21 protein-coding genes and 1 tRNA gene are annotated in these 26945 nt (G+C 56.8%); 18 read left to right on the plus strand and 4 right to left on the minus strand.

Features of this window, described 5'->3' with window-relative positions; all coding sequences use genetic code 11:
* Window positions 1-158: 158 nt before the first annotated feature.
* Entirely contained in the window at window positions 159-1766 is a 1608-nt protein-coding gene (locus tag IVB22_RS10715) for a GMC family oxidoreductase (protein WP_247517292.1), read from the minus strand.
* A gap of 326 nt (window positions 1767-2092) precedes the next feature.
* Here IVB22_RS10715 and IVB22_RS10720 point away from each other — a divergent pair.
* The 14 genes from IVB22_RS10720 to IVB22_RS10785 all read left to right on the plus strand — a co-directional run bounded on the left by IVB22_RS10720 (window position 2093) and on the right by IVB22_RS10785 (window position 19810).
* Window positions 2093-2169: transfer RNA gene (locus IVB22_RS10720), tRNA-Met, on the plus strand.
* Window positions 2170-2299: 130 nt separating this feature from the next.
* Window positions 2300-3568: a site-specific integrase gene (locus IVB22_RS10725; RefSeq protein ID WP_247517293.1), complete on the plus strand. Its 1269-nt coding sequence runs from the start codon at window positions 2300-2302 to the stop codon at window positions 3566-3568.
* Window positions 3569-3729: 161 nt separating this feature from the next.
* Window positions 3730-5151 (plus strand): hypothetical protein, encoded by a 1422-nt coding sequence (locus IVB22_RS10730; protein ID WP_247517294.1) that lies wholly within the window; start codon window positions 3730-3732, stop codon window positions 5149-5151.
* Window positions 5152-5477: 326 nt separating this feature from the next.
* Complete coding sequence (locus IVB22_RS10735) at window positions 5478-7031, plus strand: DEAD/DEAH box helicase (protein ID WP_247517855.1); 1554 nt, start codon at window positions 5478-5480, stop codon at window positions 7029-7031.
* The gene (locus IVB22_RS10740) at window positions 7028-8989 is read left to right on the plus strand and encodes a hypothetical protein (RefSeq protein ID WP_247517295.1); all 1962 of its coding nucleotides are present in this window, start codon (window positions 7028-7030) and stop codon (window positions 8987-8989) included. Before IVB22_RS10735 ends, IVB22_RS10740 begins: the two co-directional genes overlap by 4 nt.
* Window positions 8990-9552: 563 nt before the next feature.
* Window positions 9553-10821 (plus strand): DNA (cytosine-5-)-methyltransferase, encoded by a 1269-nt coding sequence (dcm, locus tag IVB22_RS10745; protein ID WP_247517296.1) that lies wholly within the window; start codon window positions 9553-9555, stop codon window positions 10819-10821.
* A complete protein-coding gene (locus IVB22_RS10750) occupies window positions 10814-11269 on the plus strand; it encodes a very short patch repair endonuclease (protein ID WP_247517297.1) in 456 nt (151 codons plus the stop codon). Before dcm ends, IVB22_RS10750 begins: the two co-directional genes overlap by 8 nt.
* The gene (locus IVB22_RS10755) at window positions 11269-12591 is read left to right on the plus strand and encodes an MvaI/BcnI family restriction endonuclease (RefSeq protein WP_247517298.1); all 1323 of its coding nucleotides are present in this window, start codon (window positions 11269-11271) and stop codon (window positions 12589-12591) included. Before IVB22_RS10750 ends, IVB22_RS10755 begins: the two co-directional genes overlap by 1 nt.
* A gap of 157 nt (window positions 12592-12748) precedes the next feature.
* A complete protein-coding gene (locus IVB22_RS10760; protein ID WP_247517299.1) occupies window positions 12749-14899 on the plus strand; it encodes an ATP-binding protein in 2151 nt (716 codons plus the stop codon).
* On the plus strand, window positions 14896-16227 hold the full coding sequence (locus IVB22_RS10765; RefSeq protein WP_247517300.1) for a hypothetical protein: 1332 nt from the start codon (window positions 14896-14898) through the stop codon (window positions 16225-16227). Before IVB22_RS10760 ends, IVB22_RS10765 begins: the two co-directional genes overlap by 4 nt.
* 271 nt (window positions 16228-16498) lie before the next feature.
* Complete coding sequence (locus IVB22_RS10770) at window positions 16499-16699, plus strand: hypothetical protein (protein WP_247517301.1); 201 nt, start codon at window positions 16499-16501, stop codon at window positions 16697-16699.
* Window positions 16700-16896: 197 nt separating this feature from the next.
* Window positions 16897-17571, plus strand: coding sequence for a DNA methyltransferase (locus IVB22_RS10775; RefSeq protein ID WP_256467398.1), 675 nt, complete (start codon window positions 16897-16899; stop codon window positions 17569-17571).
* Between the two features lie 613 nt (window positions 17572-18184).
* Window positions 18185-18358 carry a hypothetical protein gene (locus tag IVB22_RS10780; RefSeq protein WP_247517302.1) on the plus strand — a complete coding sequence of 58 codons (174 nt, stop codon included), beginning with the start codon at window positions 18185-18187 and terminating at the stop codon, window positions 18356-18358.
* 126 nt (window positions 18359-18484) lie between these two features.
* Entirely contained in the window at window positions 18485-19810 is a 1326-nt protein-coding gene (locus IVB22_RS10785; RefSeq protein ID WP_247517303.1) for a hypothetical protein, read from the plus strand.
* 315 nt (window positions 19811-20125) lie between these two features.
* Here the strand turns inward: IVB22_RS10785 and IVB22_RS10790 are convergent, their stop codons facing one another.
* Complete coding sequence (locus IVB22_RS10790) at window positions 20126-21388, minus strand: type IV secretory system conjugative DNA transfer family protein (protein ID WP_247517304.1); 1263 nt, start codon at window positions 21386-21388, stop codon at window positions 20126-20128.
* A gap of 371 nt (window positions 21389-21759) precedes the next feature.
* Here IVB22_RS10790 and IVB22_RS10795 point away from each other — a divergent pair, with 371 nt between their 5' ends.
* The 4 genes from IVB22_RS10795 to mobQ all read left to right on the plus strand — a co-directional run bounded on the left by IVB22_RS10795 (window position 21760) and on the right by mobQ (window position 24535).
* On the plus strand, window positions 21760-22485 hold the full coding sequence (locus IVB22_RS10795; RefSeq protein WP_247517305.1) for a MobA/MobL family protein: 726 nt from the start codon (window positions 21760-21762) through the stop codon (window positions 22483-22485).
* A 38-nt stretch (window positions 22486-22523) separates the two neighbouring features.
* Entirely contained in the window at window positions 22524-22808 is a 285-nt protein-coding gene (locus IVB22_RS10800; protein ID WP_247517306.1) for a hypothetical protein, read from the plus strand.
* Between the two features lie 30 nt (window positions 22809-22838).
* The gene (locus tag IVB22_RS10805) at window positions 22839-23135 is read left to right on the plus strand and encodes a hypothetical protein (protein ID WP_247517307.1); all 297 of its coding nucleotides are present in this window, start codon (window positions 22839-22841) and stop codon (window positions 23133-23135) included.
* A 224-nt stretch (window positions 23136-23359) separates the two neighbouring features.
* Window positions 23360-24535 (plus strand): MobQ family relaxase, encoded by a 1176-nt coding sequence (gene mobQ / locus IVB22_RS10810; RefSeq protein ID WP_247517308.1) that lies wholly within the window; start codon window positions 23360-23362, stop codon window positions 24533-24535.
* Here the strand turns inward: mobQ and IVB22_RS10815 are convergent.
* Together IVB22_RS10815 and IVB22_RS10820 are read right to left on the minus strand one after the other, a co-directional pair.
* On the minus strand, window positions 24504-26012 hold the full coding sequence (locus tag IVB22_RS10815; RefSeq protein ID WP_247517309.1) for a type IV secretory system conjugative DNA transfer family protein: 1509 nt from the start codon (window positions 26010-26012) through the stop codon (window positions 24504-24506). The two genes, mobQ and IVB22_RS10815, sit on opposite strands and share 32 nt — an antisense overlap.
* A 298-nt stretch (window positions 26013-26310) precedes the next feature.
* Window positions 26311-26871 carry a recombinase family protein gene (locus tag IVB22_RS10820; RefSeq protein WP_247517310.1) on the minus strand — a complete coding sequence of 187 codons (561 nt, stop codon included), beginning with the start codon at window positions 26869-26871 and terminating at the stop codon, window positions 26311-26313.
* Window positions 26872-26945: the final 74 nt, after the last annotated feature.

The raw sequence follows: 26945 nt of genomic DNA on the forward strand, positions 1-26945 counted from the left end.
CGATAACGCATAATACGATCCCGGAAATCGTCTCTCTCGTTGCGAGAAACGTAGGGTGGGCAAAGGCGCGCCAGCGCCGTGCCCACCATCCATCCATTAATTCGATGGGTTGGTGGGCACGCTTCGCTTTGCCCACCTACGATCGCCGTCGCTCGCCTTCAGTGTGCCCGCATCTCCGCTCTTATCATGTCGGCAGCCTTTTCCCCGATCATGATGGTCGGTGCGTTGGTGTTGCCGCCGATCAGCGTCGGCATGATGGAGGCGTCGACCACGCGCAATCCTTCGACGCCGTACACTTTCAGCTTCGGGTCGACCACGGCGAGGGGATCGTTCACACCCATCATGCAGGTACCGACCGGGTGATAGACGGTGTCGACGCGGGCGCGCAGGAGGTTGCGGATGTCATCATCGGTATGGACGCCTTCCGTGAACATCTCCTTCTTCTGCAACGCGCGCAGTGCCGGCGTCTCCATCAGTCGCCGCGTGGTCTTGAAGCCCGCGACCATGGTTTCCAGATCGTCCGCCTCGCCGAAAAAGTTCGGATCGATCACGGGCGCGGCCAGCGGATCGGCGCTGCCGAGCGAAACGTCGCCGCGGCTTTTCGGCCGCAGCAGGCAGACGTGGCAGGTAAAGCCGGTGCCGCGATGGCGCTTGCGGCCGTGGTCATCCGCCAGCGCCATGCCGAAATGGAGCTGGATATCGGGGATGTCGAGGTCGGGCCGTGTTTTCAGGAAGCCGCCGCATTCCGCGAAATTGGACGTCATCGGTCCGGTGCGTTCGCGGCGATACTGGCGGATGGCCCGGAGCAGCCGCGGCAGCGCTTTAAGCGAAATGCCGTTGAAATTGGGATTGTCCGACATGTAGCCGAACACGAAATCCGGATGATCCTGCAGGTTCTGTCCGACGCCGGGCAGATGATGCACGGTGGCGATGCCGTGCTTGCCAAGCGCTACGCTGTCGCCGACACCCGAGAGCATCAGGAGCTGCGGGGTCTGGAACGCACCGGAGGACACGATCACCTCGCGCCGGGCGCGGATTTGCTTCAGCTCCTTGCCCTGGCGGTATTCGACGCCGACCGCGCGCTTGCCTTCGAACAGGATGCGGGTGGCGTGAGCATGCGTCTCGACGCGCAGATTGGCGCGGTTTCCCATATGCGGGTGGATGTAGGCGCGCGCGGCGCTGCAGCGCTCGCCGTTCTTCTGCGTCAATTGATAGATGCCGAGGCCCTCATGCTCGTCGGCATTGAAATCCTCGCGCAGGCGAAACTGCGCTTCCTGCGCGGCCTGCAGGAAGATCTGCTGCACCGGATTGCCGGTGCGCGACTTGTTGACGGACAGCGGCCCGCCCTTGCCGTGATATTCGCCGTCGAAATCGGCGTTGTTTTCCGCGCGCTTGAAGTAGGGCAGCACGTCGGCGAACGACCAGCCGGCATTGCCGAGCGAGGCCCATTGATCGTAATCGGCGCGGTGGCCGCGGATGTAGACCATCGCGTTGATCGCCGATGAGCCGCCGAGCCCCTTGCCGCGCGGCTGATAGCCGATGCGGCCGTTGAGGCCCTTCTGCGGCACGGTGTTGAAGGCCCAGTTGTTGACGTTGCCGGCGACCATCAGCACGAGTGCGAACGGCGTCGTGACCACCCAATTGTCGTTCCGGCCGCCGGCGTCCAGCACCGCCACCGAAATGTTTGGATCCTCCGACAGCCGTCCCGCCACCGTGCAGCCGCCCGAGCCGCCGCCCACCACCACGAAATCGAAGGTATCGGTCACGCTCATTCCCCCCCGGATTTTTTGTTCGAGCGACTGCCTGGCCGCCCTTTGGGCGCAAAACTCCGCTTTTGCGGTCTTTCTGGCAAGTGCGGTTCCAAGGCGCGGTTTTGGGGCCGCAACCGCCCGTTTTTACTGTCATAAAAACCGTAAAAGCGGGTCCTTGCCCCTTTCCAAAGCAGGGCGACGTTGATACATACCCCTCGCACCCGATGGCTTTGCCCGGGTTGCCTTCTCAGGAAGCCTCCGGACGGGATCGAGCGGCGCCGAACACGCGTTGGCCGGTTCACTTCCGGTCCGGTTTTTTCGAAGGCGGTGCAACGGTTTAACGCGGGGTGGAGCAGCCCGGTAGCTCGTCAGGCTCATAACCTGAAGGTCATAGGTTCAAATCCTATCCCCGCAACCAAATTTACGATGTAATACAAAGGGTTAGGCGAAAGCCTAACCCTTTAATTTTGCGTAAATGGCCTAGCACACGGCTAGCACAAAATTCGACTTTTTGGTTCCCTGCGCTAAAATGCACGTGGAGGTGCATGATGATGGCCAGGCACGAGCTTCTAGGTGGTTTGATCCAGGTATACCGGCGAAACGGCCGATATTGGCACTGTTCGGCCTCCATCGACGGCCGCCAACACCGCTGCACCACCGGGGAGGAGGAACTCTCCCTCGCCAAGCAATTTGCGGAAGATTGGTTTATCGGTCTTCGCGGGAAGGCGCGGGCTGGGCTGCTCGTGAATGAGAAGACCTTCCGCCAGGCCGCCGACCAGTTCCTGAAAGAATACGAGGTCATCACCGAGGGCCACCGCAGCAAGCGCTGGGTGGAGGGTTACGAGATCAGGCTGCGCCTCCACCTGTTGCCGTTCTTCGGCAACATGGGCTTATCGACCATCACGCCGGGCAGGGTGCAGGAATATCGTGTGCACCGGATTGCCACGTCAACGACGGGCAAGGCGCCCGCGCGCAGCACCATCCACGATGAAATTGTGACCCTGCGGCAGGTGATGAAGACTGCCATTCGGCACGAATGGCTCGCGCACCTGCCGGACTTCTCACCACCGTATAAGACCTCGGGCAAGGTGGTGCACAGGCCGTGGTTCAGTCCCGAGGAATACAAGAAGCTCTATGAAACCACGCGGGCGCACGCGAAAGCCAGCGAGATTCATCACCGTTGGAGTGCCGAGCAGCTGCATGATTACGTCCTGTTCCTGGCAAATACGGGGTTGCGGCCGGATGAGGCCAAGAACCTCCAGCACCGTGATGTGACCATTGTCGTGGATGAGCACAGCGGCGACCGCATCCTAGAGATCGAGGTGCGCGGCAAGCGGGGCGTCGGCTACTGCAAGAGCATGCCGAGCGCGGTAAGGCCATATGAGCGACTGTTGGCCCGTCCCAAGTACACCAAGCAGGGCAGGGCGAGGCAGAGGGCGAAGATGCCACCGTCAACAGTGCCGCCCCAGTTACCGCAGCCGACCGAGCATGTGTTTCCGGGCAACCACATCAAGATGTTCAATGCGCTTCTTGATCGAGGGGAATTGAAACTTGATCGCGATGGCAACCGGCGGACGGCCTACAGCCTGCGGCATACCTACATCTGCATGCGCTTGATGGAAGGTGCTGATATTTATCAGATTGCGAAGAACTGCCGGACCTCGGTGGAAATGATCGAGAAGTTCTATGCGGCGCACATCAAGAACAGGCTCGATGCTTCCGCCATCAATGTGCGTCGGGCCAAACCTACTCCTCGCAAGCAGTTAAGTGAGGTGTACCAGGCGCCGGTTGATCCCGAAGCGCAGGATTTCGTCTGATTCAACATAAGGCTTGCCGAAATCGCTGATGGAGGCTCACCTTTTCTTGAAGGGCCGAGGGGCCCGCTCTTTCTTACGAACCGGGAGCGGTTCGCCTTTGAACTGCTTGGCAGGGCAACTACGGGGATAAACTCGAAAAATCTGTTATCTTGGATAAACCTGTGATTGAATCGCGGGATAATTTGATGATTGCGGGGGGAACAATGGTTTCAAACAATGAATCTGTCAGGACGCAGGCTATAGCTTCTGCGCTGGCGAGTGCGGAGCAGAACCCCGATGCTGAACGGATTCAGCTTCCATGGCGCGGATCTAATGTCAAAGCGACCGTCGTAAATATCCCCGTTGATGGAGTAGTGTTGAATCCTCGAAGCCACCGAATTCGAGCGCAACTTGAGTCCAGCCTGGACGCCGACCTCGTCAAGAGCGCACCGTTTGAACCTAGGGCCCAAGAAGTCATCACCGAGATTTTGCGACTCACTGACAAGTTTGATGATTTGAAGGCCAATCTCAGGGACGTTGGACAAACAGACCCTGGCGTAGTTACGCATGCGGGTCTGCTGGTCAATGCAAACACCCGATGCGTAGCGCTTCGAGACATAAATGCTGGGCATATTCGCGTAGCCGTCTTGCCTTCAGATGCGAGTGACGAGGACATTGACCGTTTGGAATTGAACCTCCAAATGGTGCGCGACTTTCGTCGCGAATATACGTTCACGAATGAACTCCTCTTCATCGAAGAGTTGGTGACCAAGTACAGATACAATTCCCTCGAAATCGCAATTGAGATGAATTGGGTATCGCGGTCGGACGGCGCGGCGACCCGGCGAGCTGAAGAAGGAGTTCAAGCCCGACTTAGAATGCTAGCGCTGGTGCGAGAGCTTCAGGCGCTCAGCGGAAATCGTTTGCGTCTCGTGAATTTCGACGCGGCTCGCCAGGCCATCAACGAGCTCGATGAGGAGTGCGAAGCTATCAAGCATCAAGACCCAGAGGGAGCTCGCCAAATTCGCGATATGCGTCTGGCGGGCTTATTGTCTGGCGCTGGTTATCGTGACCTTCGAGAAATTGACGAAGATTTTTTGGAAGAGTACCTGATCCCTGCTTTGGAGGAGCAGTCCCTCTTTCAAGGCAACGTGGAAAATATCGTTCGGCCTCTTCCACCGAGGAACACGCAAAATTTAACGGGCTTGGACGTGTTGCAAGGCGATCAGGCTGAGACATCCGCCGGGACGCAAACTGCTGAAACCTTACTGACCCTGCTGGCAGAGTCGGTCGGTCGCGATGTGGTGCTTGTACCTGGAACCGCAGATGCAACGATTGAAATCAACAGAGCCAGCTTCGTCGAGGAATTGAAGCAAGCAGTTGAAGCTGCTGCCGAAGATGCTCGTCTCAACAGGCAGCAAGGCAACTTGGTTGATCGGCCACGATCGTTTGTCCGAAAGGCCAGCAAGCAAATACGAAATGCCATCGAAGCTTACCAGCAGGCTCGCGACAATCCGCAGTTCGATGCTGATAAGTTCCTAGCTGCTGTAGCTGAACACTCGGCCGCCCATGAAGCACTCCAAAACTTGATTGGTCGCGAGTGACAACAACCTCAGCTTTCCCATTGGTATCAATTGCCAGCAATAGCGCTGCTACTCAGGTAGTGGTTACACGCGGTCCAGATGTCCCGGACGTTTTCTGGACAAGACTACTAGCTGAATGGGGAATAGGTGGCGCGGATCCGGCGGCGCAAATATCCGTCCCCGTGGAGCGTTTTCTATCAAAATTGGAATGGCTACCTAGTTCCTGTCGAAGGTTTGGTGTTTCGCTCGGTTGGGATGACGGGGCAAGGAACCTTGTTCGAGCCATCCAGGCTGAACGAGCGGCTCTTGATCAAGCTTCGCGCGCTAACCCGCTTTCACCTGAAGCCGTGCGTGGGCGATTGGCCGGTGGGCGCTTCACGCGTGCGTTGCGAGATTTTCAAGTTAGAGACCTTGGAAAGCTCTTGGCGCTACCGCACGGTGCCAATTTTTCAGTCCCCGGCGCTGGGAAGACAACGGTTGCATACGCGCTGTACGAGGCCGAACGCCTATCAGCCAAAGTAACTAGGTTACTCGTCGTTGCTCCCTTATCTGCCTATGATGCGTGGATGTCCGAGGCACAGGACTGCTTCAGCGAGGCCCCTGTTGTGCATCGTTATGACGGAAGTTCAATTCCTGCCGACGCAGAGGTTTGCTTGGTAAACTACCAGAGACTGTCGTCAGCTTACGAAGACGTTGCTCGTTGGGCTTCTGATCGCCCGTGCCATGTCATTCTCGATGAGGCCCACAGAATGAAGCGGGGGCGGGCAGGCGAGTGGGGCAAGTCAACGTTGAACTTGGCCTATCTTGCTAGCCGTCGAGACGTGCTTACTGGAACGCCAGCACCCCAAAGCATCCGCGATCTGGAGGCCCTTTTGGATTTTGCATGGCCGGGGCAAGCAAGACGTATTCTGCCGGAACAAGTATTCCGGGCGGCACCTACACCGGAAGTTACCGGCGCTGTTGCGACAGCCGTACGCCCGTTTTTCGTTCGTACAACAAAATCTGATTTACGACTCACGGCTCCTCAGCACAGCGTCTTGCTCGTTCCGCTGGAGGGGCTTCAACGAGAAATCTATGAGGCGCTCAGAAATCAGTATGCTGGGCAGTTCTCCGTTACTAGGCGCGAGCGCACTGATTTTGCTCGCATGGGTGAAGTCGTCATGTACCTTCTTGAGGCGGCAACCAATCCGCAGCTATTGAATGTAGGTGGGTCAGAGTACGATCTTGTGGGTTTTCGGCTCCCACCAATCGTTATCCCTCCCGCCTCTGGATTGGCTGATCTGCTTGCGAGATATTCTAGTTTCGAGACCCCCCGGAAGTTTATTGAGCTATTCAAGCTTGTTCGTGCAAACGCCGATCTTGGACGCAAAACTCTCATCTGGACCAATTTCGTACGAAATATTACGGCTCTCGAAACGGCTCTTGCCCGTTACAATCCTGCGGTGATCCACGGCGGAATACCGTCAGAGATATCGCAGCCGAACGCAGCTAGAAAGCGTGAAGACGAGCTCTCAAAATTCCGAAATTCTGCCGATTGTTTGGTTCTGCTGGCGAATCCCGCAGCAACGAGCGAAGGCGTAAGCTTGCACCTCCACTGTCATGATGCGATTTATTTGGATAGAACATTTAATGCAGGCCAGTACCTACAAAGCGTTGATCGTATTCACCGGTTGGGAATGCCGCCAGGCGAAGATACTCGAATTACATTCCTAGTGACCGAGGATACCATCGACCAATCCGTCGATGCTAGAATCCGTGAAAAAGCTGAACGGCTTGGGGCGATACTTGAAGATAATGACATTGCCACCATAGCGCTCCCCGACGAAGAAGATTACGGGCGTGTAATTGAGAACGACGCCGATCTCGCCGAGCTTTTCCGGCACATCCGGGGTGGCATGTGACCCACACGTCGTTGCATATCCAGTCGCAGCGCTCAATTTCGGTAGTTACCGAGCCGAAATTGACGATAAAAAGTGTGCTCAGGCATCTCGACCAGAAGAAACTTAGTGAGGAGGTTGCGAAGGAGACGCGCAATCGCGAGGTGCATTTACCCCCAGTGAGCGTTTATCGCTGGTGGGCACGTCGCACTCTTTCAGTTAATGGCGCTTTGTTGGATGCCGCGAGAAAAGAGCTTGAGCTCTTACCCGAAAATATGCTCGTGGCAGACCCTTTCGCAGGTGGCGGAGTAATTCCTCTTGCGGCTTTAAAGCAAGGACTCAGGGTATACGCTCAGGATCTCAATCCTTGGGTTGCTAAAGGGCTAGCCGCAATGCTCAGTCTTCCGACCGCCAAGCTATTGCGTGATGCTCGGCTTCAGCTTGTAGAGTTATCTGAGACGATTTCCGCCAAAGCTTATGGGACCAAGTTTGCCGATGGTGAGCATGCCAAGATTAGCCAAACCCTAAGAGTCGCGGTGTCGCCTTGCTCTAAATGCGGATTAGAACACCGACTGTTTCCGCATGCTTTGGTTTCGTTGACTAAGCGCAAGGAGTTGAAGACTGGAAAGGCGGTTCTTGCCTGCTCCAGAGGCCATCTATTTTTCGGCAGCCGTTCGCGAAAAACAGAATGCCCCAGCTGCCGTGAGATCGTTAATCCCCGCACGACCTATCTCAAGGACCGAATAGTGACTTGCCCCTCATGCAAGCACGAGGAGTCGCTCTCTGAGCGCGCTTCTCTCAAATCTTGGCGATGGGATGTAGCGCTTGTCGAGCGCACCAACGGTAAACGTCGTGAAATAGGTCTACCAACTTCCGCAGAGCTCTCGCAGGCCTCTTCGAAAACGTGGAGGCCGAGTCGCACTCTAGGGCGAATCCCTGAATCACAGGAAACGAGGGTTTTGACCAGGCACGGGTTTCGCCTTTGGGAGGATATATATCCAAACCGCCAGCGTCACGTTCTTGAATATCTCTTGCGCATTAGTCGAGCTTTCAAGAATCCAAGGGTCAGGGAAGCAGTGGAGATGGCGATCCTCGGTAGCACCGAGATGGCAGGCCTCTTATCTCGATGGGATCGATTTTATCTCAAGAGTTTTGAGAGTATGTCATCTCATCGATTCAATTTCTCGACTTTGGTGGCTGAACCAAACGTTATCGGCGCTGGTGCTGCCGGACGCGGAACAGTTTTTCGAAGGCTGATGTTGTTTGAGAGAGCTGCTGCCTGGCTTGAGCAAAATGACTTTACTAAGCGCGGCGTGAAAATTCTTCAGTCCAGCCAATCGAGGTTCCGTAAGAGTCCCAGTAGGGATGCGACGATTGTCGTCGGTAGTTCCGAAAGAATGCTGTTACCTGACGCAACGGTAGATCTGATACTGACCGACCCGCCCTATTACGATGATGTTCAATATCATGAGCTGTCTCTGCCTTTCCGAGCTTGGGCTCGGCTGAGCAAAGAAAGAGGTAAAGGAGAGGCTGTTGTAATTCCACATGTGAAAGATTTGGCGAAGCACGCTCGCTACCGAGGCGTGCTTACAAGGGTCTTTAAAGAATTTCATCGTGTGCTGAAGCCGTCAGGTAGGCTCATCTTTAGTTACGCTAATCGCGAACCCGCCGCGTGGGTAAATCTGTTCGCAGCTTTGAAGGCGACTGAATTCAAGCCGATCGGATATACGATTGTTCAAAGCGAGAATGAGCACGATCTACAAAAGCGCAATGGACGATCGTGCCGTCTTGATTTGATTTTGGAATTAGCTCGATCGACCTCCGGCCAGATTTTACAATGGCGTCCAAAACCCGTATTTAAAACGAATGAGGAGAAATATTTGATCTCGGTGGGCGAAGCATTCCTTAGATCAGGGGAGATGGTCAACGGATGGGAAGCCCACCTTGTAGCTCAATTGAAGACAGAAATATTCGTTGAGTGATTTGCTTCTAGTGCGCTGTCGGAGGCGTTCAGTTTGCTGATGAAGCGGGCCCGCTCAGTTTTCAGGTCGGGGATGCCCCGGTGGAAGTCCGTGCAGAACTCGAACGGATTGTCGAACCCTTCATGGTGCTGACAGTAGACGACTCTGTTCCAGAGAATTTTAAAAGCGTGTCTAGTCGCCCCATAACTTGAAGCTCTGTTCTTTCTTCGTATCAGTATTTCAGCAGAAACTTCGGCTTTCGGAGGATCCCGCGAACACGCGTCACTTGCCGGAGGCGCTCGGTCCCGCATTTGCCTCCGGCATCGCTATCACTAATGCGCGCGCCGAGTGCCTTGCTAACCGGTCGCGGGACTCCGAGCTTGCTTTGCCGCGTTCGCCAGAGCCCTGCTGGCGGTGCTAAACGCAGGTCGCCGCGACTCACTCCTTTTGTGGTCCACCCAAGCTGTGCGAAATTTGCCACGGGGGGTCTCAAGACTGGATAGTGTGTGGGCAGCCCCTATTGTCGAAACGGACAATTGACGTCAGTCTGTCAAAAAATGACACAAAACTGATTCGGGGCTTTCATGGCACTAAAACGAACAAAAAAGTTGACGGAGTTTAAGCGGCTGCGAGAGCTGGCTGGACTCACCCTGCCCGAAGCCGCTGACGCTGTTAAGGTAGATCTCCGCACTGGCTATCGATACGAACGCGGTGAAACAAAGCCCACCAAGTTGGCTTTGGATAAGCTTCGGGAGCTGGCGGAGCCCCGGTTGATGCCGCTGACATCTGCCGCCAACAATTTTCGCTTTATCGACTTGTTCGCCGGAATCGGCGGACTTCGCATGGGATTTGAGTCTATTGGCGGGCGTTGTGTCTTCACGTCCGAATGGGACAAGAAATGCCAGGAGACATACGCCCTTAATTTCCCGGACAATCACCCGATTGCTGGCGACATCCGCCCCTACTCGGAGCATCCCGAACGCATTCCGGAGCACGATCTCTTGGTGGCGGGTTTTCCCTGCCAGCCGTTTTCGATCGCGGGTGTTTCCAAGAAGAATGCGCTGGGACGCCCGCACGGGTTTCTTTGCGATACGCAGGGAACGCTCTTCTTCGACACTGCGCAAATCATTGCGCACCACCGGCCAGCAGCCTTCGTACTTGAGAACGTCAAGAACCTGGAGCGGCATGACAAGGGGCGCACCTTCGCTACCATTATAAACGTGCTGGAGAACGAGCTGGGCTACCACGTTCAGTACCGCGTCATCGGTTCGCAGTCTTGGGTCCCGCAGAAGCGGGAACGAATTTTCATTGTCGGTTTCCGGGAGAAGACTGACTTTGATCTCAATGCACTGAAGGTTCCGCTGGCGGGCCGGGGTCCGAAACTGGGAACCATTTTGCAACACCCCGATGAGGTCGACCCCAAGTACACTCTCACCGCCCATCTCTGGAAATATCTTCAGGATTACAAGGCAAAGCACACAGCTGCAGGCAATGGTTTCGGCTTCAGTCTCTTTGGGCCGGACGACGTGACCCGCACCTTGTCAGCCAGATATTACAAAGATGGCTCGGAAATCCTGATTGCACAAAACGGCAATCGGCCGCGTCGCCTGACTCCCAAAGAGTGCGCCCGCCTGATGGGCTTCGAGACCAGCAAGCGTCAGTTCAAGATTTGCGTGTCGGACACCCAGGCCTACAAGCAGTTCGGCAACGCTGTCGTTGTGCCGGTGGTCGAATTTATCGCTAAAGCCATGAAACCTCATATCGAGGCAGCGCTGCAGAAGCGTACCTCGAAGAAAGAGCCGGTTCGTAAGGTCACTCGTCCTGAAAAACCGGCTGCATTGATGTATGGCTGACGTCGTCACGCCCGAAGTGCGAAGCCGGATGATGTCCGGCATTCGCAGCACCAACACCAGGCCCGAACTGATCATTCGACGTGGCCTGCATGGAATCGGATTCCGCTATCGTCTTCACGCAGCCAGCCTACCCGGCAAGCCCGACCTTGTCTTTCCCCGCTACGGAGCGGTTATTTTCGTTCACGGATGTTTCTGGCACGGTCACGATTGCCACCTTTTCAAATGGCCTTCGAGCCGCATTGATTTCTGGAAGCAGAAAATCTCACGCAATCAAGTTGTCGATGCGCGCAATGAGGCCGCTGTGGCCGAGAAGGGCTGGCGCTATGCAGTCGTGTGGGAATGTGCGCTCAAAGGCCGTTACAGGCGACCGCAGACTGACGTGATCAGGGATTGCGCAGGCTGGCTTCGCTCCCGGAAACCCCATCTTGAGATCCGGGGCACCGCCTGATGTTTTCACTTAAGCAACTCCGCGAGGCGCTGGCGCAGCATGGCGTCACTCAGCTCTTGTTTAAGGAGCTTGCTGCGAACGACAATTCCAAGAACCAGCCCTATCTCGGGGGCAACCTCGAAATTCTCAACTTGCTTCCTATGGGCGAAGTCAGGGAAGAAACCACCCCTTCGGGAAAGACAGGCCTAAAGGCGCCGCTGCCTTTGCACTGGTTGCGGCCTGACGGCTCGCTTACGCCCGCCCCTAACACGCAGATTATTCTCTATCCCCAGTATCCGGAAATTCGCATGTCGGGATTTCTGAAAGGTGCGCAGGGCGGCCCGAACGAGCTGATGACAGTACGCCAGGCCGGACGCATGCTGTTCCTCGGCATAACGTCGGATCGCCGCATTGTCGGCTGGGTCACTGCGCCAGACAGCCCTCTGGCGGATCAAGTCAGGCACCTCGGCGAGCTCAAGCAGACCGGCGTTTTCCGGCACATCCCCATCGGCACCGCTGACACATCACGTGAACGTCTCATCCAGCGATTACTCTCCATTCACCAGATGGGATGGATTGCGTCCCAACGCCTCGATGCAGCGGGCTCATTCTGTCCCTGCAACGGCTCTAACTGCGGCGGCTATACACTTGAGGCGCATCTTGGGGTCATCCCTAACGGCAAGGCAGAGCCCGATTTCGAAGGCTGGGAAATCAAGGGCCACTCCGTGACGGATTTCGTTCGTCTTGGCTCGGGCAACCTGACCCTGATGACGCCAGAGCCGACCGGAGGCCTGTACAAACAGCAAGGCGCGGAAGCCTTCGTGCGTCGGTACGGTTATGCGGACCAGTCTGGTATTATCGACCGCCTCAACTTTTCCAGCCCTCACCGTTACGGCATGCGCAACGAGAAGACGGGCCTGACGCTTCAGTTTATCGGTTATGACGTTGAACGGAATAGCATCACCGATCCGAAGGGCGGGTTCACCCTCGCCGACGATCGTGGAAATGAAGCCGCGACCTGGCATTTCGCGGGCCTGATCGAACACTGGAACAGAAAGCACGCGAAGGCTGCGTATGTGCCTTACAAGGCGCGCAAGGATCCCGCGCAGGAGTATAGCTACGGCGGCATCGTCAGACTGGCGGAAGACACCGATTTTCTGCGCTTTCTGAAAGCGATGGCCGAACGTGCAGTGATTTATGACCCTGGTATTAAGCTTGAAGGCGCGGGGAGCAGTAAGCCGACGGTCAAACGTCGGAGTCAATTCCGGGTCAAATCAGCAGATATTGAAGTGTTATATGCCAACACTTCCTCCCAGAATCTTCTGACAGGAGGTGCACCATGATGTGCATTGCCAGCACACGAGCCCTAGTAAGAAGTGCGTTGCAGCCACGGGCACCCCATAGCCACCTAGACACTGCAGAAATGACCTGCAACAATCAGCGGATGTGTGAAATTCCCGCCTGGCCAGTCCCGAATGGCGCCAAGAGAATATTGGTGCGATGAGCGACCTTGTAAACGTCAGTCTGCCCTTTCGGCCTCGTGCCCGGCTACTTCAATTGCTCGGCGACCAGCTAATCGGTTCGCCAAGACTTGCGGTGTTTGAGCTGGTCAAGAACGCCTACGACGCCGATGCCGAGCAGGTTACCGTTACCATTGAGGATCTCGGAACGAATGACGCTTCGATAACCGTCGAGGACGACGGCGAGGGAATGACGATCGACACCATAAAGAATATCTGGCTGGTACCAGCTCATGACCACAGGGAGTTGCAACGCCTTGCGAAGAAGCGAACACGCCTCAACCGACTGCCGCTCGGCGAAAAAGGAGTCGGACGCTTCGCTGTTCACAAGCTGGGTGACCACATTGAGCTGATAACTCGGGCGAAAAACAGCGACGAATGCGTCGTGAAGATTGACTGGTCATCACTCATCGAGAAGGGTTTTCTCTCGGATGCCAAGGTGACGATCCGGACAAGGACACCGACCGTTTTTAAAGGCAGGAATACCGGAACGCGCATCATCATCAGTAAACTTCGCGAAAATGACTGGTCAAGAGGCGACGTCAGAAGACTCTTTCGACAAATCACGTCAATTTCGTCTCCCTTCGAAGAGCGCTCAGATCGCTTTGAGGCTTCCCTCCATGTTCCAGATCATCCCGACTGGATTAAAAGCGTACCGGACGTCGAAACCCTGCTTGGTCGCGCTCCATGGAAATTTACGTTCAGCATCAGCGCTGATGGCAAGTTGAACTGGACGTACGAGTTCCGAGGAATAGCCGCTATCAAATTGCCCGCACGGACAATCAAGAAGCGTTCCGAAACGCTTCTACTGTCCGACGTACGGGAGGATACTGCCGGGCTTGTCCGCAAGGGAAAAGGACGCGTTACAGCCGACCAGGCCTTTTTGAAAGGCATAGGACCAGTCAAAGGCCAATTTTACATCTTCGACCGCGATCGTGCAGTGTTGAACAAGCTGGGTGACAGTCAGTTAATCCAGAACTATCTCGACGAAAACGGCGGCATTCGCGTCTATCGCGATGGCATACGGGTTTATAATTATGGCGAGCCCGGTGATGACTGGCTTGGGCTTGACTTACGGCGCGTAAATGCGCCCACCCGGAATATTAGCCGCAACATCATTGTTGGTGCGCTCGACCTTTCCCTGGAGGATAGCGTTCTCCTCAAGGAGAAGACAAACCGCGAAGGGTTTATTGAGACCGATGCCTACGAGAGGTTCAAGAGAGTGGTGCTTGGTGCGCTTGGTCTAGCCGAGACAGAGCGAAAGATAGACAAGGACAGTATTCGTCAGCTTACCACGAAGGGCTATGACCCTGAGGTCGAGAGAATACAAAAACCGCTGGAAGAGCTTCGTGTTGCTGTTCGTCGTCACAAGCTATCTAACGAACTGGAGCCGCTTATCGACAAGGTTGAGCGTGACTACGCCGAGATGCGCGATACTATGCTGCGCGCCGGACTTTCCGGCATGGGACTGGCGGTCGTTTTCCATGAGATCGAGCAAGGCGTCCGTGTCCTTTTTAATGCAATAGAATCCGGCGGCAACCGCGATAGCATCCAGACACAGGCGCGAGAGCTTGTGCGCATCCTTGACGGCTTTACCGAGCTACTCAGAAAGGGCGACCGGCAGACCCACGCGCTAAATCATCTTATCAAGCGCGCACGAGACTTGGCGTCGCCGAGGTTCAGGATCCATAATGTTCGCCTGGTGTGTCCCGCTCTTGAACCGGGTGCACCTGAATTATCAGCGAATTTTGCATACAGCTTGGTTCTCGGTGCGATGACGAATATCATCGACAATGCCATCTTCTGGCTCAAGGCACGGTGGCCGGAAGAAACGCAAAAGCCCTCAAAGAGGGCCATCTACATTGGCATAGACACCGACCTCGCTCCCGGCTCACCTGCAATTGTCATCGCTGACACCGGCCCTGGCTTTCAGGACGACCCGGAGCGCCTTGTTCGGCCATTCTTCAGTCGCCGACCGGACGGTATGGGCGTGGGTCTCTATTATTCGAACATGGTTATGGAGATCAATGGCGGCCGATTGCTGTTTCCTGACCGGGACAGTGTCGATCTGCCTGAGGAATTTGACGGCGCAATACTTGCTCTCATCTTTGATAGTCCGAGGAAAAAATGATCTTTGCAGCACCGCGTTTTGTGGTGGTTGACGATAAGGCAGAGCATCTCAAGGCTATTGTCGACGTCTTTCAGACCCTTGGTTCTCCTTGCATTGGTGTCCACTACGATCCCAAAAAGGATTTGGATGCCAGCGTGTTCAGCGGGGTCCGCGTGCTCTTCATGGACCTGCATCTTGTGGACGGAGCAGCCACTACTGATCAAACTCGCCATTATGCGAGCATAGCGAGCCTTCTGGAGACCAACCTCAGCGCAACGGGGGGGCCGTACGTATTAGTGATCTGGACCGAGCATCCCCAGCACAAGGATGAACTCCGCGAGTATCTGGACAAGGCCCTTGATCCTGAAAAGCCGCACCTCTTTCCGCTTGCCGTTCTCGCTTTGTCGAAGACGAGCTATATCGACACATCGAGCGGAGCCACAAAGGATGCTTCAGCGCTTCGAAAAGCAGTTCTCGAATCTGTAGAGCAAAATCCGCAAATGGCGGCGCTTCTCACTTGGGAAGCTGACGTCTTGGCCGCTGCCGGGGATACACTTGCGCAGCTTCAGGCACTGGTCCCGGCCGCTTCAAGGTCAAGCGCAACATACCCCGCAGCCCTGAACGATTTGCTGAGCCTGCTGGCGCGCGAGGCAGTAGGGAAAAAGAACGTCAATGCCGATCCCCGCAGTGCACTCAACCATATTTTGGTGCCTTTGCTGGCGGACCGCATCCTGAACGCAGCCACGTCCAAGGATACCAAGGAAATTTGGAAAAAGGCTGTAACACGAGCTGAAGATCCCAAACTTTCCAACGCCGACGATGCTGCGTCCGCCTTGATCAACGGTATGCTTCACGTTGCATTACCCGATGCGGAGACGATCCCGCCCGACGCTTGGGGTGCCATCGTTGAAGTACCGGAAAAATGGCTGACGGATGAGGGTCTCAGCGGTTTCTTCGACCTTAACAAGAATCAACTGCTGACGGATGTCTTCAAGATAAAGCCTGAAAAATTCCAGGACGTTGGCTGGTTTCTCATAAGGATCGGTGCTGCCTGCGACTACGCTCAAAAGCGTGCCGGGCCGGTGCCTTATGTCCTCACAATGGCAGTTCCCAAAGATGGCAGGTCTAAGGGTATGAAGCTGCCCGAGGCGGAGTGGACCTCTCCATTATTGATGCAGACGGAGACAGGGCCGTATTATCTGTCGTCCAATTCGAGGTTCATCCTCAGCCTTACGCAAAAGACCATTAAGGATCTTAAGGTCCTGGGACGACTCCGCGAGCAGATTCTGATGGAGTTGATTGTGCACGCCTCGTCGTACACGGCGCGTCCCGGCATCATCAGAGTTTAGCGCCTTCCTTCCCCTTCCACCGTACTGCAAAACTCGCTTTATTCGGCTCCTGCTTCGTCTCCGGGTCTCATCCCTTTGTGCAGCTAACCCCATTGCACGGCCAGTAACGACGGAAGTTAGGACCGAGGCGCCCCGGCGCAAGGCATCCAACCGTATCCCGGAGGGTCCCTCGGTCGGAGCCTCCTTGCGCCGCTGCTTATGACTCTGGTCCCTTTTCACTCCCGTCCGGCCGCGATTGGCGCAGCTGGAATAACAAACGGGAGATAGTCCGATGAAGACGAACCAAAAGAGCCAGAAACCTTACGCGGTCTATGTGGTCGAAGGTGAAGGCGACAAGGCCTACTGGACCAAGATCGGCGGCGCCTGGCGCCACGAGGACGGCAAGGGCTTCAACATCCAGCTCAGCTGCATGCCCCTGAATGGCCGCCTGGTCGTTCGCGAGCCGAAGGCCGACGCGGAGGCGGGGCGATGAGCCCCGCCGCTACGCGGCGCTACCGCGTCAGATTCTTCGAATTGGGTGAACATGAGACCTTCGTGTTCGCCACGAGCGAGGAGGACGCAATATCCAAGGCAGCTGCCATGCATTACCTGGGACGGACTGGCGCAGTTTACGTCCAGCTATTCCAAGAGCATCAAATGGGAAGCCGACCTTGTCCCGGAGGTGCGCTCATGAGCAGCCAAACCAACAACGCGCTCAACACAGTCGTTCACGGCGACTGTGTTCAGGTCATGCGCAAGCTGCAGACCGCGTCGGTGAATTTCATCCTCACCGACCCGCCGTACCTGTGCCGATACAAATCGCGCTCGGGCCAAACCATCGCCAACGACGATCGCGACGAATGGCTGGAGCCTGCGTTCTCCGAGGTGTATCGTGTGCTCAAGCGGGACTCGCTATGCGTAAGCTTCTATGGTTGGAATGCTGCCGACAAGTTTATCGCCGCCTGGCGCGCTGCGGGATTCCGACTTGTCGGACACGTGGTGTTTCCGAAGAGCTATGCTTCCTCCGTGCGCTTTGTGAAGGGCATGCATGAGCAGGCCTACCTTCTTGCGAAGGGCGACCCGCATTTCCCTTCGGCACCCATCTCCGATGTCCTCGACTGGGAGTACACCGGCAATCGTCTGCATCCAACACAGAAGCCAATCAGCGTCTTGCAACCGCTTATTGAAGCATTCTGCCCACTGGACGGGATTGTGCTCGACCCGTTCTGCGGGTCTGGTTCAACGCTGGTTGCAGCTCGACGCGCCGGCAGGACGAGTGTCGGTATCGAACTTGATCCGAAGCATGCCGAAACAGCTTCCCTGCGACTGAATGCGCCGGAGTTTCACGGTAGCAACAGTAGCTAGGCACGACATCGCCGCAGAGCCTTCAGCAGTTGCGCCCTCGTGCGCAACCATCAGGAATCATTTGCCAATCTCCAGTCCAGAATAGTTCTATTGGTTTGACACATGTTATTGTCTGTGCGAGTTTTCGGACGACCGTGACTTTGCTGCATCTATTTTCCCTTTCTCACCGTGCTCGTACCACGGGTTCGTTGTTGCCTTAGGCTTTGTCCCAATAGCGAACATGAGAAAAACGCCCCGGCAACAGCCGGGGCGTTGCTCGTTAGACACGGTCAACGTAATGCGAAACGTTCTCCAATTTTATGTGTTGCGGAGCGCCGCCATAATTCGCAGCCTATGGATATCGATGGAGTACGAGCCCATCGGTCGCTCGCGGGACTCGGGCGGTTTGGACAAAGCCCCATTGCGACCTACGAGGCGCTCCTGTCCCGGCGGAGCGTTTTTTGTGGCGACCGTAGTGTTCGCAATGTGGCGTCATCCTTGAAGGAAACGACGCATGTCAGCGCAACCGGAATAATTCATGGGTACGTCGCGCAGTAGCGCGGACGTTTCCTATCACTCTCTTCATCGCAATCCATGAAGCGTGCTGCAGATGCAGTTCACGCGGAGAATTCTCATGTTCCTAGTAATCGCAGGCACAGCTGCGGCAGTGGCGTTGCTCGCCTTGGTCGTGGTTGTGCCATTGATAATAATCGCAGAAATCGTCGAAAAAAATCCTCTCGTCGGGATCATATTGATCGCCGTTGTAGGCTCGGTCGTGCTCGCTACAATCGGGCCGCGCATTCTTTGAGAGGATTCGTTGAACGACCCCTTAAGGGGGCCCGGGGGCTTTGCCCCCGGGCCGCAAATATCACACAATATATGCAGCGACGGTGACGCAAGTCGAGAGAAGGGCCCATTTTGGTAGGGGGAAGAAATGGCTGGCGGACGACAACTGTTTGAATCCTTTCGGACGAAGGTGCTGGGGCAACTCTCCCAGGCCGAGAGGATGGACGTGGAAAAAGCCGTCAAAGTGCTGCGTGGATACCTCGATGGCAAGAAGGCCAAGGATGAGCACTCCAAGGAGGTAGACAACCATCTGGCAGAGTTGGAGTCGGGTGATTCGAAACGCCAGCGGAAGATTCTTGCAAAGCCGGAATTTCGGTCTCGCCTTGCGAATGAGGTCCAGCGTGTTGAAAGAATCAATGCCTTGCATTTTTTCAAAACGTCTTCATCAGGGTCTCCGTTCTCATACAAGAAAGCGAGCGCCCTAGCGTTTGAGACGCACAGGTTTTATGTCCAGAGCGGAATCGCCAATGACAATGCAGAAGGCGAGCGTCTCCGCAGCGTTCATTTTGGCGCTCTGAAAACCGATATCGAGCGATGGGAAGCCGTCCAGTTCTGTATCGTTTTTGCCTATGCGTTAGCCTTCCTCCCGGCCGCGAACAACAGCGACCTGATCTCGGATGAGACGTTGAGAAAGCGTATCCTGAACGAATGTGTGAAGCGGCTCTCCAGCATAACGGATGATACGTTGCTGAATGCTTCGATTGCCAGGTTGGAGAATATCCCGAACGATATCGAGCCGGTTGCGATAATGCACTATGCGGATGTCTTCAGGCAAACAGGATGGTCCCAGCCAATTACCGCCGGTCGCCTCGCCGCAGATGTTGAAGCCAAACGAGTAGCTGCGGAAAAGAGGAGGCAGGTCGAGACCCAGCTGACATTCACGGTCAAGGATGAGACTCTCGACATCTCCATGTATGGCTGGCCGCGCCTTGTCGACGCGGCGGATAAGGTAACTCTCTTCGAGAATCTCAGGGCCGCTTTTGCACGCGCGATGAAGCTGAGGTTCGCATATAACCCGGATTTCGGCAGAGGGCTACTGGCCGAACGCGGTATACGCTCGATGAGTGTTCGACAGCTCGCTTGCGTAAAAAACCTGATATGGGCTGATCGTGTCGGGCTTCAATTCGAGTTCAAGGAGTTAGGGGACCTATCGCGGAGCTGTGCACAAGCGATGCTGGAACTCCTCAACGCGGATGGTCATGCTTTCATTCAGATAAGGGATGGGAAAACTTATGACTTTGAACCGTTGGACGCTGAGTTGGCGGCGAAGTGGAGGGCGGATTTGGACGATGCCTGGTTGCAGCACGCGGACACTTTCCAGAAATGGATAGAGTCCGACACCTTCGCCGGTGAATTGACCAGATGGATCGTAGAGGATCCGGGCGACAGCGCGGGATGGGCGACGTCCCGCTAGGGGTGTCAGGCCTCGCGTTAGCGAGGCCCTCCATAAGCGAACGCGACAATACGATCGCGTTTTCACATGGAGACACCCATGAATACCTCGCTCAGGCTCCCCGCGTCCCAACTGACCGGCGAAGCCCGGCAACGAAGGATCGACCAGCTTGCTGCGGAGGTGCCTAGCGCCGAAGCGATGGCTGCCTACAGAAGCAAGTTAGCTGCAGCCGTAGCTGATCACTTCGAAGAACTGGCACTCATACCGTATCCTCCTCGGAAGGGAAGATAACAACGCGCGGTCGCCCCTTGGGGCGGCCGCGTTTGCTTTGGGACATCATGGCTTGCCGAGACGGTTCCCGAGCGCCGGGTCGTCGAACGCCTTGAGAGCGCGCAACCTTGCGGGGCGCCGACCACCTTCCAGAACAATGACCTTGTCCGCATATTCCGGGCCCATCAGCTGCTGAGCGGTCGCGAGCGGCTTGAGCGTGTTTGAAAACAGGTCGCGGACCGAACCCAGCTCTTTCGAGAGTTCGTGTGCCATCGTGCCGGTTGGCTCGATGAAGCACCGAATGGCCATCATCTCAAGCAACCGGTCGGCATCGCCGTAGGCTTGCTGAAGCTGTGCCTTGGTCTGGGCGAACAACCAGAGCCGCAGGCCGGACTGGCGGCCGAGCGCGAGCATCTGCTCTACTTCCTGCATGTAGCCGAGCTGCGGAAACTCATCGAGGAAGAACGTGACCGGTGGCTGTCCCCATTGGTCGCGAGTATCCCGGATCGTATAGAAGATCTGACCGAGCAGGGCGCGAATAAGGGGCCGGTAAGTCACCAGTTCTTCCGGGGTGACGCAGAGATAGAGCGTGCCTCTGTCGCGGCGAAGGTTGGCGAAATCGATGGTCGTCTCCGCGATGACCGGCTCAAGCTGGGGCGCGCCCCATACGTCGATATGGCGCAGCACCGTGTCGAACAGGTTCGACCGCGTTTCCTCGTCCGCGCTCTCCAACTGATTTCCGATACGCACCAGGCTGCGGACGCCCGACTCCTGCAGAAAGGAAATCTGCATCTTGAGCTGGTTGGCCGAGGGGGAGAACCAGTCCACCACCGCCGACATATCACGGCGGCCCTGGAAGCCGTGCAGGCACACATCGTAGAGCGCGCCGTGGAGGAGCTGGGCCGCCCGGCCTTCCCAGAAGCCTTTCGCCGATTTGGAATCGGTCGGCACCATCAGCAGCGGCAGCAGGCGGCTGATTGCCGTATATGCCTCGACGGGGTCCGAGGGGATTGCGTCGAGCGGATTGAAGCATTTGGTGGCCTTGGCATCTCCCGGCTTGAACAGCTGTACCGGACCGACGTTGGCACCCCGCCAGGCGCTCGTAAGGCCGAAAATCTCAGGCTTGACGTCCAGAACGATAGCGGGTGCCCGGAGGTACAGCAGGTTACGGACCACGTGTGCCTGGGTTTTACCCCGGCCGGGACGTGCGATGGTGATCAGGCTCTCGTTGCTGTCATAGACGTATTCCTGGCCGGTGCCCTCGAACACGCCAAGGGTTAACGGCGCTCTCGGTCCCACGCCGCCAAACGGGTCGTCTATGGCTTTCACGCGCTTTTCTCCCCCGGTTCGGCATCCGCTCCGCATTCAGCAGGGGCAGGTATCCGGCGTCAAGGAGCGTGGCAAATCGCATTCGGGGCATTCGGGAGCCATCTGGCGGGTGGTCGGCGGCCCGGAGAAATTTTCATCGGCCCGGGGCGAGGGCGCTCTTGCCAAGCGGGCGGCTGTAGCTAAACTTCGGTAGTGCGCACTTATGGGTTTTCGCAGAAAACCCGGCGCACCGCCCTGAGGTGCCTGTGGCTATATACAGCCTGCATCACAGCTCGATAGGCAAGTCCACCCAGGACGAGCCATACACCGCATCTGCGCATATCCGCTACATCACCAGGGCTCGCGCGCTAAGCAGGCTTGAGGGCAACCGCATGCCGACCGACGCCGACGAGGCGATGGACTACCTGCGCAAGGAGGAAGACACCAGCCGGAAGAACGCCCGCGTCCTCGACAAGGTGATGCTGGCGCTCCCGGTGGAACTGGATGCCGAACAACGGGCTGCTCTGGTGCGGTCGTTTGCCGAGGATGTAACCAAGGGCCGAGCCCCATGGTTGGCTGCCTTCCACGACCGGGGCAAGGATGCCAAAAATCCGCACTGTCATCTGGTTATCCGGGACCGTGATCCCAAGACCGGCAAACGAGCCATCGGTATGAGTGAGGCCGGTTCGACCGAGCGCCTGCGGGAATTGTGGGAGGAGCATGCCAACAATGCGCTTGCTGAGGCCGGCCTCGATATCCGCATTGACCGGCGCACCCTGGAAGAGCAGGGCATCCGCCGCAGGCCGACCATTCATGAAGGTGTCCGTGCGCGGCGAATGAGCAAAGAGGGGCGGACTCCGCCATCGCGGCGGAGGTCATACCGTAACCAGCCGCGCACGCGCAGCCGGAGCCGGGTCGTTGACTACCGGAAGCTGGACAAAGGTTTGAGCCGTACCGCCTACAATCGGCGGATCCGGATGGAGCGAGAGAGCGAGAAGGACCGCTGGGCGGCGATTGACGCTGACCGGCAGCACCGGGAAATCGAAGACTTGCGGGGCATTCATCGGCCCGACCTGGACGATGGAATGGCGCGGGGGCGTAAACGCAAGCTTGAATAGTGTTGGCTGATACGAATCATTGTCGTACGATTCCAAGAGTGGAAGACCTTGATACCCAACTTTCTCATGCCCGGGCACGCACCATGCTTCAGGTGCGCAAGCGTCTCGATCGAAGAAAAAAACTTCACGACGAGATCGCTGAATTCAAAACAATACTGGCTGACCCCGCCCGGACTCATGAGCATGCCTACACGGCCAAGTGCCTTGCCAAGGCGGCCATACTCGATGAAAAGCTGTCGCTGCTCATTCAAAAGCATCTTCGTCATCTGGACCTGCAGGAGGAATCGCTCAAACTACAGTTTCAACTCTTGGACACGCTATAATTTTCGTTTCGCTTCGCCTGGAGCAATCGTATGACAAAATTGGAAGACATCGATGACGAGTTGGCCGATGCCGAGAGTGACCTTGATGATATTCAGGAGAAGATTCTGTTCTTAGAGCGCCAAGTGCCGGGTTTGCGCGCAAGATTGGCTGATGCCACTTCTCCCCAGGAGAAGGCTCGTCTGGAAGACTTGTTGAGAAAAAATGAAGAAGAGCGCGACAAACTACGAAGGGAAGAACAACGCGTGGAAGCCCGCGCTGACGAACTCGGCAAGGAATTTCGAGAGGAGCAGAAACTTAAGCCTAAAAAGCCGAAGCCCAAACTGTAGCTCCTCGTCGGACATCTGATATCAGGTACCATCGCGCGCCCCACTGGGGCGCGTTTTCGTTTGAGGGAATTGGGAAAGTAAGCCCTGTAGCCAAAAAGTAACGGTAGAGGTCTGTAGTGGTTGGGGGAGGGGGAATGGCGCACTTATACATCGCTACGCGACATAGGTGCACGGCCGACACAGCGGCCGTAAGGTGTCGCTAACGCGACAACTTCAGGAGAGCTATGGCTTCTTATCATCTTTCGGCTCAGCCGGTGAAGCGCTCGGAAGGGCGTTCGGTGGTGGCAATGGCCGCCTATCGGGCGGGTGTCTTGCTGAAAGATGAGCGTCGTGGCGTTAATGCGGATTATCGGCGCCGACGCGGCGTAGTGCATGCTGAAATTCTGGCACCAGACGATGCCGCCGAGTGGTTGTATGATCGCGAAGCGCTCTGGAACACCATTGAGCGGATGGAGGTTCGCAAGGACGCCCAGCTCGCCCGTGAAATCAACATGGCTTTGCCGCATGAGCTGACCGATGCCGAGCGGCTGGAGTTAGTGCGCGCGTTTGTTCTTGAACAGTTTGTGTCCCTGGGAATGGTCGCGGATTTTGCCATCCATGCTCCAGTGCCCGAAAAAGGCGATGACCCGCGCAATCATCATGTCCATGTACTTCTCACTCTCCGTCAAGCCGGTGGTGGTGGCCTGCGGCGCGTGAAGACGCGGGAGTGGAACAGTGACGCGATGCTGATCCGCTGGCGCAAGGCCTGGGCGGATATGCAGAACGAGGCGCTGGGCCGGTGTGACCATCCGGCCCGGGTTGACCACAGGAGTCTTGTGGTGCGTCATGCCGAGGCTGTGCGGCTCGGGCGGCGACGGGAGGCTGTCGCGCTGGCGCGTGTGCCAGAAATTCACGTTGGCCCGAAGGCCAAGAAGGCTGCCGGGGCACGGCCACCAGTCAGCAAAGTTCGTAAGGTCGGGCCAAAGAGAAAAGCGAAGCAGGGACACTTGTGGGCGCTGGCACGACGGGAGTTGCGCTATCCAGACTTCGATCGGGGCAGCCGGGGCGAATGGACAATGCAGCGGCTCAGCCAAAATGCGCGGACGTATGAGAAGGCCGTCGCGCGGGCGGATCTGCAAATGATGCGCTTGCGACAGCGCCAGGTTTATTATGCGAAGGCGTCAAAGCGTAGAATAACACGTGGCGATCGGAGCCGCGCAGATGGCCGGATGGTGTCAAAGTCGCACGCGCGCAAACGGCTGGCGGAGATTGCCTACTGGATCAACGAGCTTGACCTTCTCTTCTTCGCTCTGCTGGGCCTTCGCGAGAGTCAATTGGTCCGGCGCACCGTCTGGTCCAACCGGCTAACCGCTTCCCGAATGCGGGGACTTACACGCGGGCGGGTCTGGATGCCCGGTTAGGCGGCCAGGCGTCGTACTTGCCTCGCCAGAGCAGGTGTCGCCATGAACGATAATTTACCTTCGATGCGAGCACGGGGTGCCGCAGGATGTCACTGCGATAGATGACAATGGCCCGCCTTCCGGGCAGGCGCATCACCTCGGAAGGGTCGAGTAGCCATCTGCTCGTTTCAGATTGCCCGAGCGAATGGTGCTGGCGGATCGGGTCCAGGTTGCTCCGCGATGTGCCTGCGTTGTGCGAAAATGACGTGGTCTGGCCGATGATTTCCGAAACAAACCGGGCAGCATCCAGATCGGCGACGTTGAAGAAAACCTTGCATGTGGCGTTTGCCAGAAAAGAGCCTGCGCGCCGATAGATTGCCCGTAGCTGGCTCATGTCCTGGAACACGAGCAGTGGTGTACAGTAGGCGCGAAGATAGCCAACGCCACGCTCCAGTGGTTCGAGGTTTCCAAGTGCTGCCGCTTCGTCGAGCAGCAGCAAGACCTTGTGTCTGGGACGCGGGAGGTTCTTGGCGCGGGTGAGCGAGTTGATGACGCTACCGACCATGACCCGCAGAAAGCCCGCGTAGATGTCGAGCTTTTCCTCGTCAACGACCAGGTAGATAGTCTTGATCCGTTGCACGAGGTTGGTGAGGTCGCAGTCCGAAAAGCGGCTTATCTCGCCGGCGGGCCCGCCGGCTGTCCAGACGCGTGTTGCCTTCTCGGTGTTGGAGAGGATGCTACGAAACTCCTCACTCCCGTCCATGGAGAGAAAGCTTGCAGCGATTTCCGCAGCCGCACGGGGGCCGCTGGTACTTATTTCTAGCAGCAGCTCTTTTAATGACTCGGGCGGCAACGTGGAAAGGCTACGGACCTGCGAAAGGTTCCGTTGCGCGGGTTCGAGTCGCATCACGTGGAGAATGATGCAGGCCAACAGTCCCTCGGTTTTACTGTCCCAGTGACTGGTCTTATCGTCTGGAATAATCATGAGGCGCGCCAGCGCCTCAGCATCATCGCGTTCGTGAAACGAGCCGGTGCGGATAAGGTCGAGTGGATTGAAGTGATCCGACGTCGCGGGGTTGGTGGTATCAAGGATGCGCACCGTTCCCAGTTGTTCCCGTCGACGGCGCGTAATCGCACTGTTCTCGCCCTTTATGTCCGTGCAGACGATGGAGCCGCGATAGTCGAGCAGGTTGGGAATTACCACGCCAACTCCCTTGCCAGCACCCATGGGCGCGAACACGGTGATCATGCCGTCCTTGTTGAACCGCAAAAAAGAACGGCCCTTCCGGCCGACTATTGGTCCACTGCCTCTTCGCGCTCCGGACCAGAACAGCTCCCAGTTGGTGGCGAATCGCGCAGAACCGAGGGCGCCACCAGGAGCGAAGCCGCCCCAACGGTACAGCATGTGCAAAAATTCGAGGACATATCCGAGTGCCAGGAATGTGCAACGTATCATCAGCCAGACGACGCGCATCATCCCGAGCAACAAATCCACCATGCGGTAAGATTGACACGCACGTCCCGCGCGCACCATCGACCGAAGGGCTGGAGTCAACGCATGAATCAGGAAAGTGTGACCTGAGCCCGCAAAAAGCCGCAGGATTGATTCTAGATCCGAATAGTGCAAACCGATGTCTTATGTCAGGTGGCGCCCCTCCGTCGTCGCATCAAGGGTAATACGAGCGGCAAGCCGCCCTTGACGCGACGCCAGCGGACCGCGATGGGCTTGCCATGGGCGATTGCCCAAGTCTGGGCATCGGGCCCGTCTCACAACCAGGCATCAGGCCATATTGCCTTTACGAAGGTTTTGGCTTGATCCGAAGGATTGTCGAGGCACTGACCTTAAAAGACTCGGCTATCACATCTGGATGCTCGCCAGCGAGGCGACGACTGAGAGCCTGAGACTGCTGCTGCGGCGTCAGCTTCGGCCTTCGACCAAATTGTACGCCCGCTTCCCTGGCACGCTGTCGGCCTGCGGAGGTGCGGCGAATGATGTCCTGCCGCGTTTTCCGTGCAATGTAGCCAACCAAGGCAGCCAGGACTTCGCCTAGCTCCGTGGTCGTGTCGGCCCAAGGTTCGGCGAGAGACCGGTACGTCGCCCCACGCGAGGTGATAGACTCCAGGGTCGCCAACGTTCGGTATGGCCCCTCTCGCGTCAGGCGGTCCAGTGCGGCGAAAACGATAACGTCGCCGGGCCGGACATCGCGTAGCAATCGTTTAAGCATCGGTCGTTTAGGGCTGATGCCGCTCTCTTTCTCGGCGTAGATCTTGCTGCAGCCCTCCGCGCGCAACTGAAGTTCTTGAATGTCCAGCACCTGAGCGTGGGTGCTTACCCTTGCATATCCGAGCATTGCCATCACAGGACCCCTCCGCAATACGATGAGGTCCCCGCAGATGTCCTGACTTTTGCAAGCCCAAACCGGCTATATTG

The organism is Bradyrhizobium sp. 190, from assembly GCF_023073415.1.
Lineage (GTDB): Bacteria > Pseudomonadota > Alphaproteobacteria > Rhizobiales > Xanthobacteraceae > Bradyrhizobium.

Excerpts from the sequence above, each read along its gene's own strand:
- IVB22_RS10725 (WP_247517293.1), top strand. The coding sequence starts at position 2,300 with ATGATGGCCAGGCACGAGCTTCTAGGTGGTTTGATCCAGGTATACCGG.
- dcm (WP_247517296.1), top strand. The coding sequence starts at position 9,553 with ATGGCACTAAAACGAACAAAAAAGTTGACGGAGTTTAAGCGGCTGCGA.
- IVB22_RS10750 (WP_247517297.1), top strand. The coding sequence starts at position 10,814 with ATGGCTGACGTCGTCACGCCCGAAGTGCGAAGCCGGATGATGTCCGGC.
- IVB22_RS10755 (WP_247517298.1), top strand. The coding sequence starts at position 11,269 with ATGTTTTCACTTAAGCAACTCCGCGAGGCGCTGGCGCAGCATGGCGTC.
- IVB22_RS10760 (WP_247517299.1), top strand. The coding sequence starts at position 12,749 with ATGAGCGACCTTGTAAACGTCAGTCTGCCCTTTCGGCCTCGTGCCCGG.
- IVB22_RS10765 (WP_247517300.1), top strand. The coding sequence starts at position 14,896 with ATGATCTTTGCAGCACCGCGTTTTGTGGTGGTTGACGATAAGGCAGAG.
- IVB22_RS10770 (WP_247517301.1), top strand. The coding sequence starts at position 16,499 with ATGAAGACGAACCAAAAGAGCCAGAAACCTTACGCGGTCTATGTGGTC.
- IVB22_RS10775 (WP_256467398.1), top strand. The coding sequence starts at position 16,897 with ATGAGCAGCCAAACCAACAACGCGCTCAACACAGTCGTTCACGGCGAC.
- IVB22_RS10780 (WP_247517302.1), top strand. The coding sequence starts at position 18,185 with ATGTTCCTAGTAATCGCAGGCACAGCTGCGGCAGTGGCGTTGCTCGCC.
- IVB22_RS10785 (WP_247517303.1), top strand. The coding sequence starts at position 18,485 with ATGGCTGGCGGACGACAACTGTTTGAATCCTTTCGGACGAAGGTGCTG.
- IVB22_RS10795 (WP_247517305.1), top strand. The coding sequence starts at position 21,760 with ATGCCGACCGACGCCGACGAGGCGATGGACTACCTGCGCAAGGAGGAA.
- IVB22_RS10805 (WP_247517307.1), top strand. The coding sequence starts at position 22,839 with ATGACAAAATTGGAAGACATCGATGACGAGTTGGCCGATGCCGAGAGT.
- mobQ (WP_247517308.1), top strand. The coding sequence starts at position 23,360 with ATGGCTTCTTATCATCTTTCGGCTCAGCCGGTGAAGCGCTCGGAAGGG.
- IVB22_RS10815 (WP_247517309.1), bottom strand. The coding sequence starts at position 26,012 with ATGGTGGATTTGTTGCTCGGGATGATGCGCGTCGTCTGGCTGATGATA.
- IVB22_RS10820 (WP_247517310.1), bottom strand. The coding sequence starts at position 26,871 with ATGGCAATGCTCGGATATGCAAGGGTAAGCACCCACGCTCAGGTGCTG.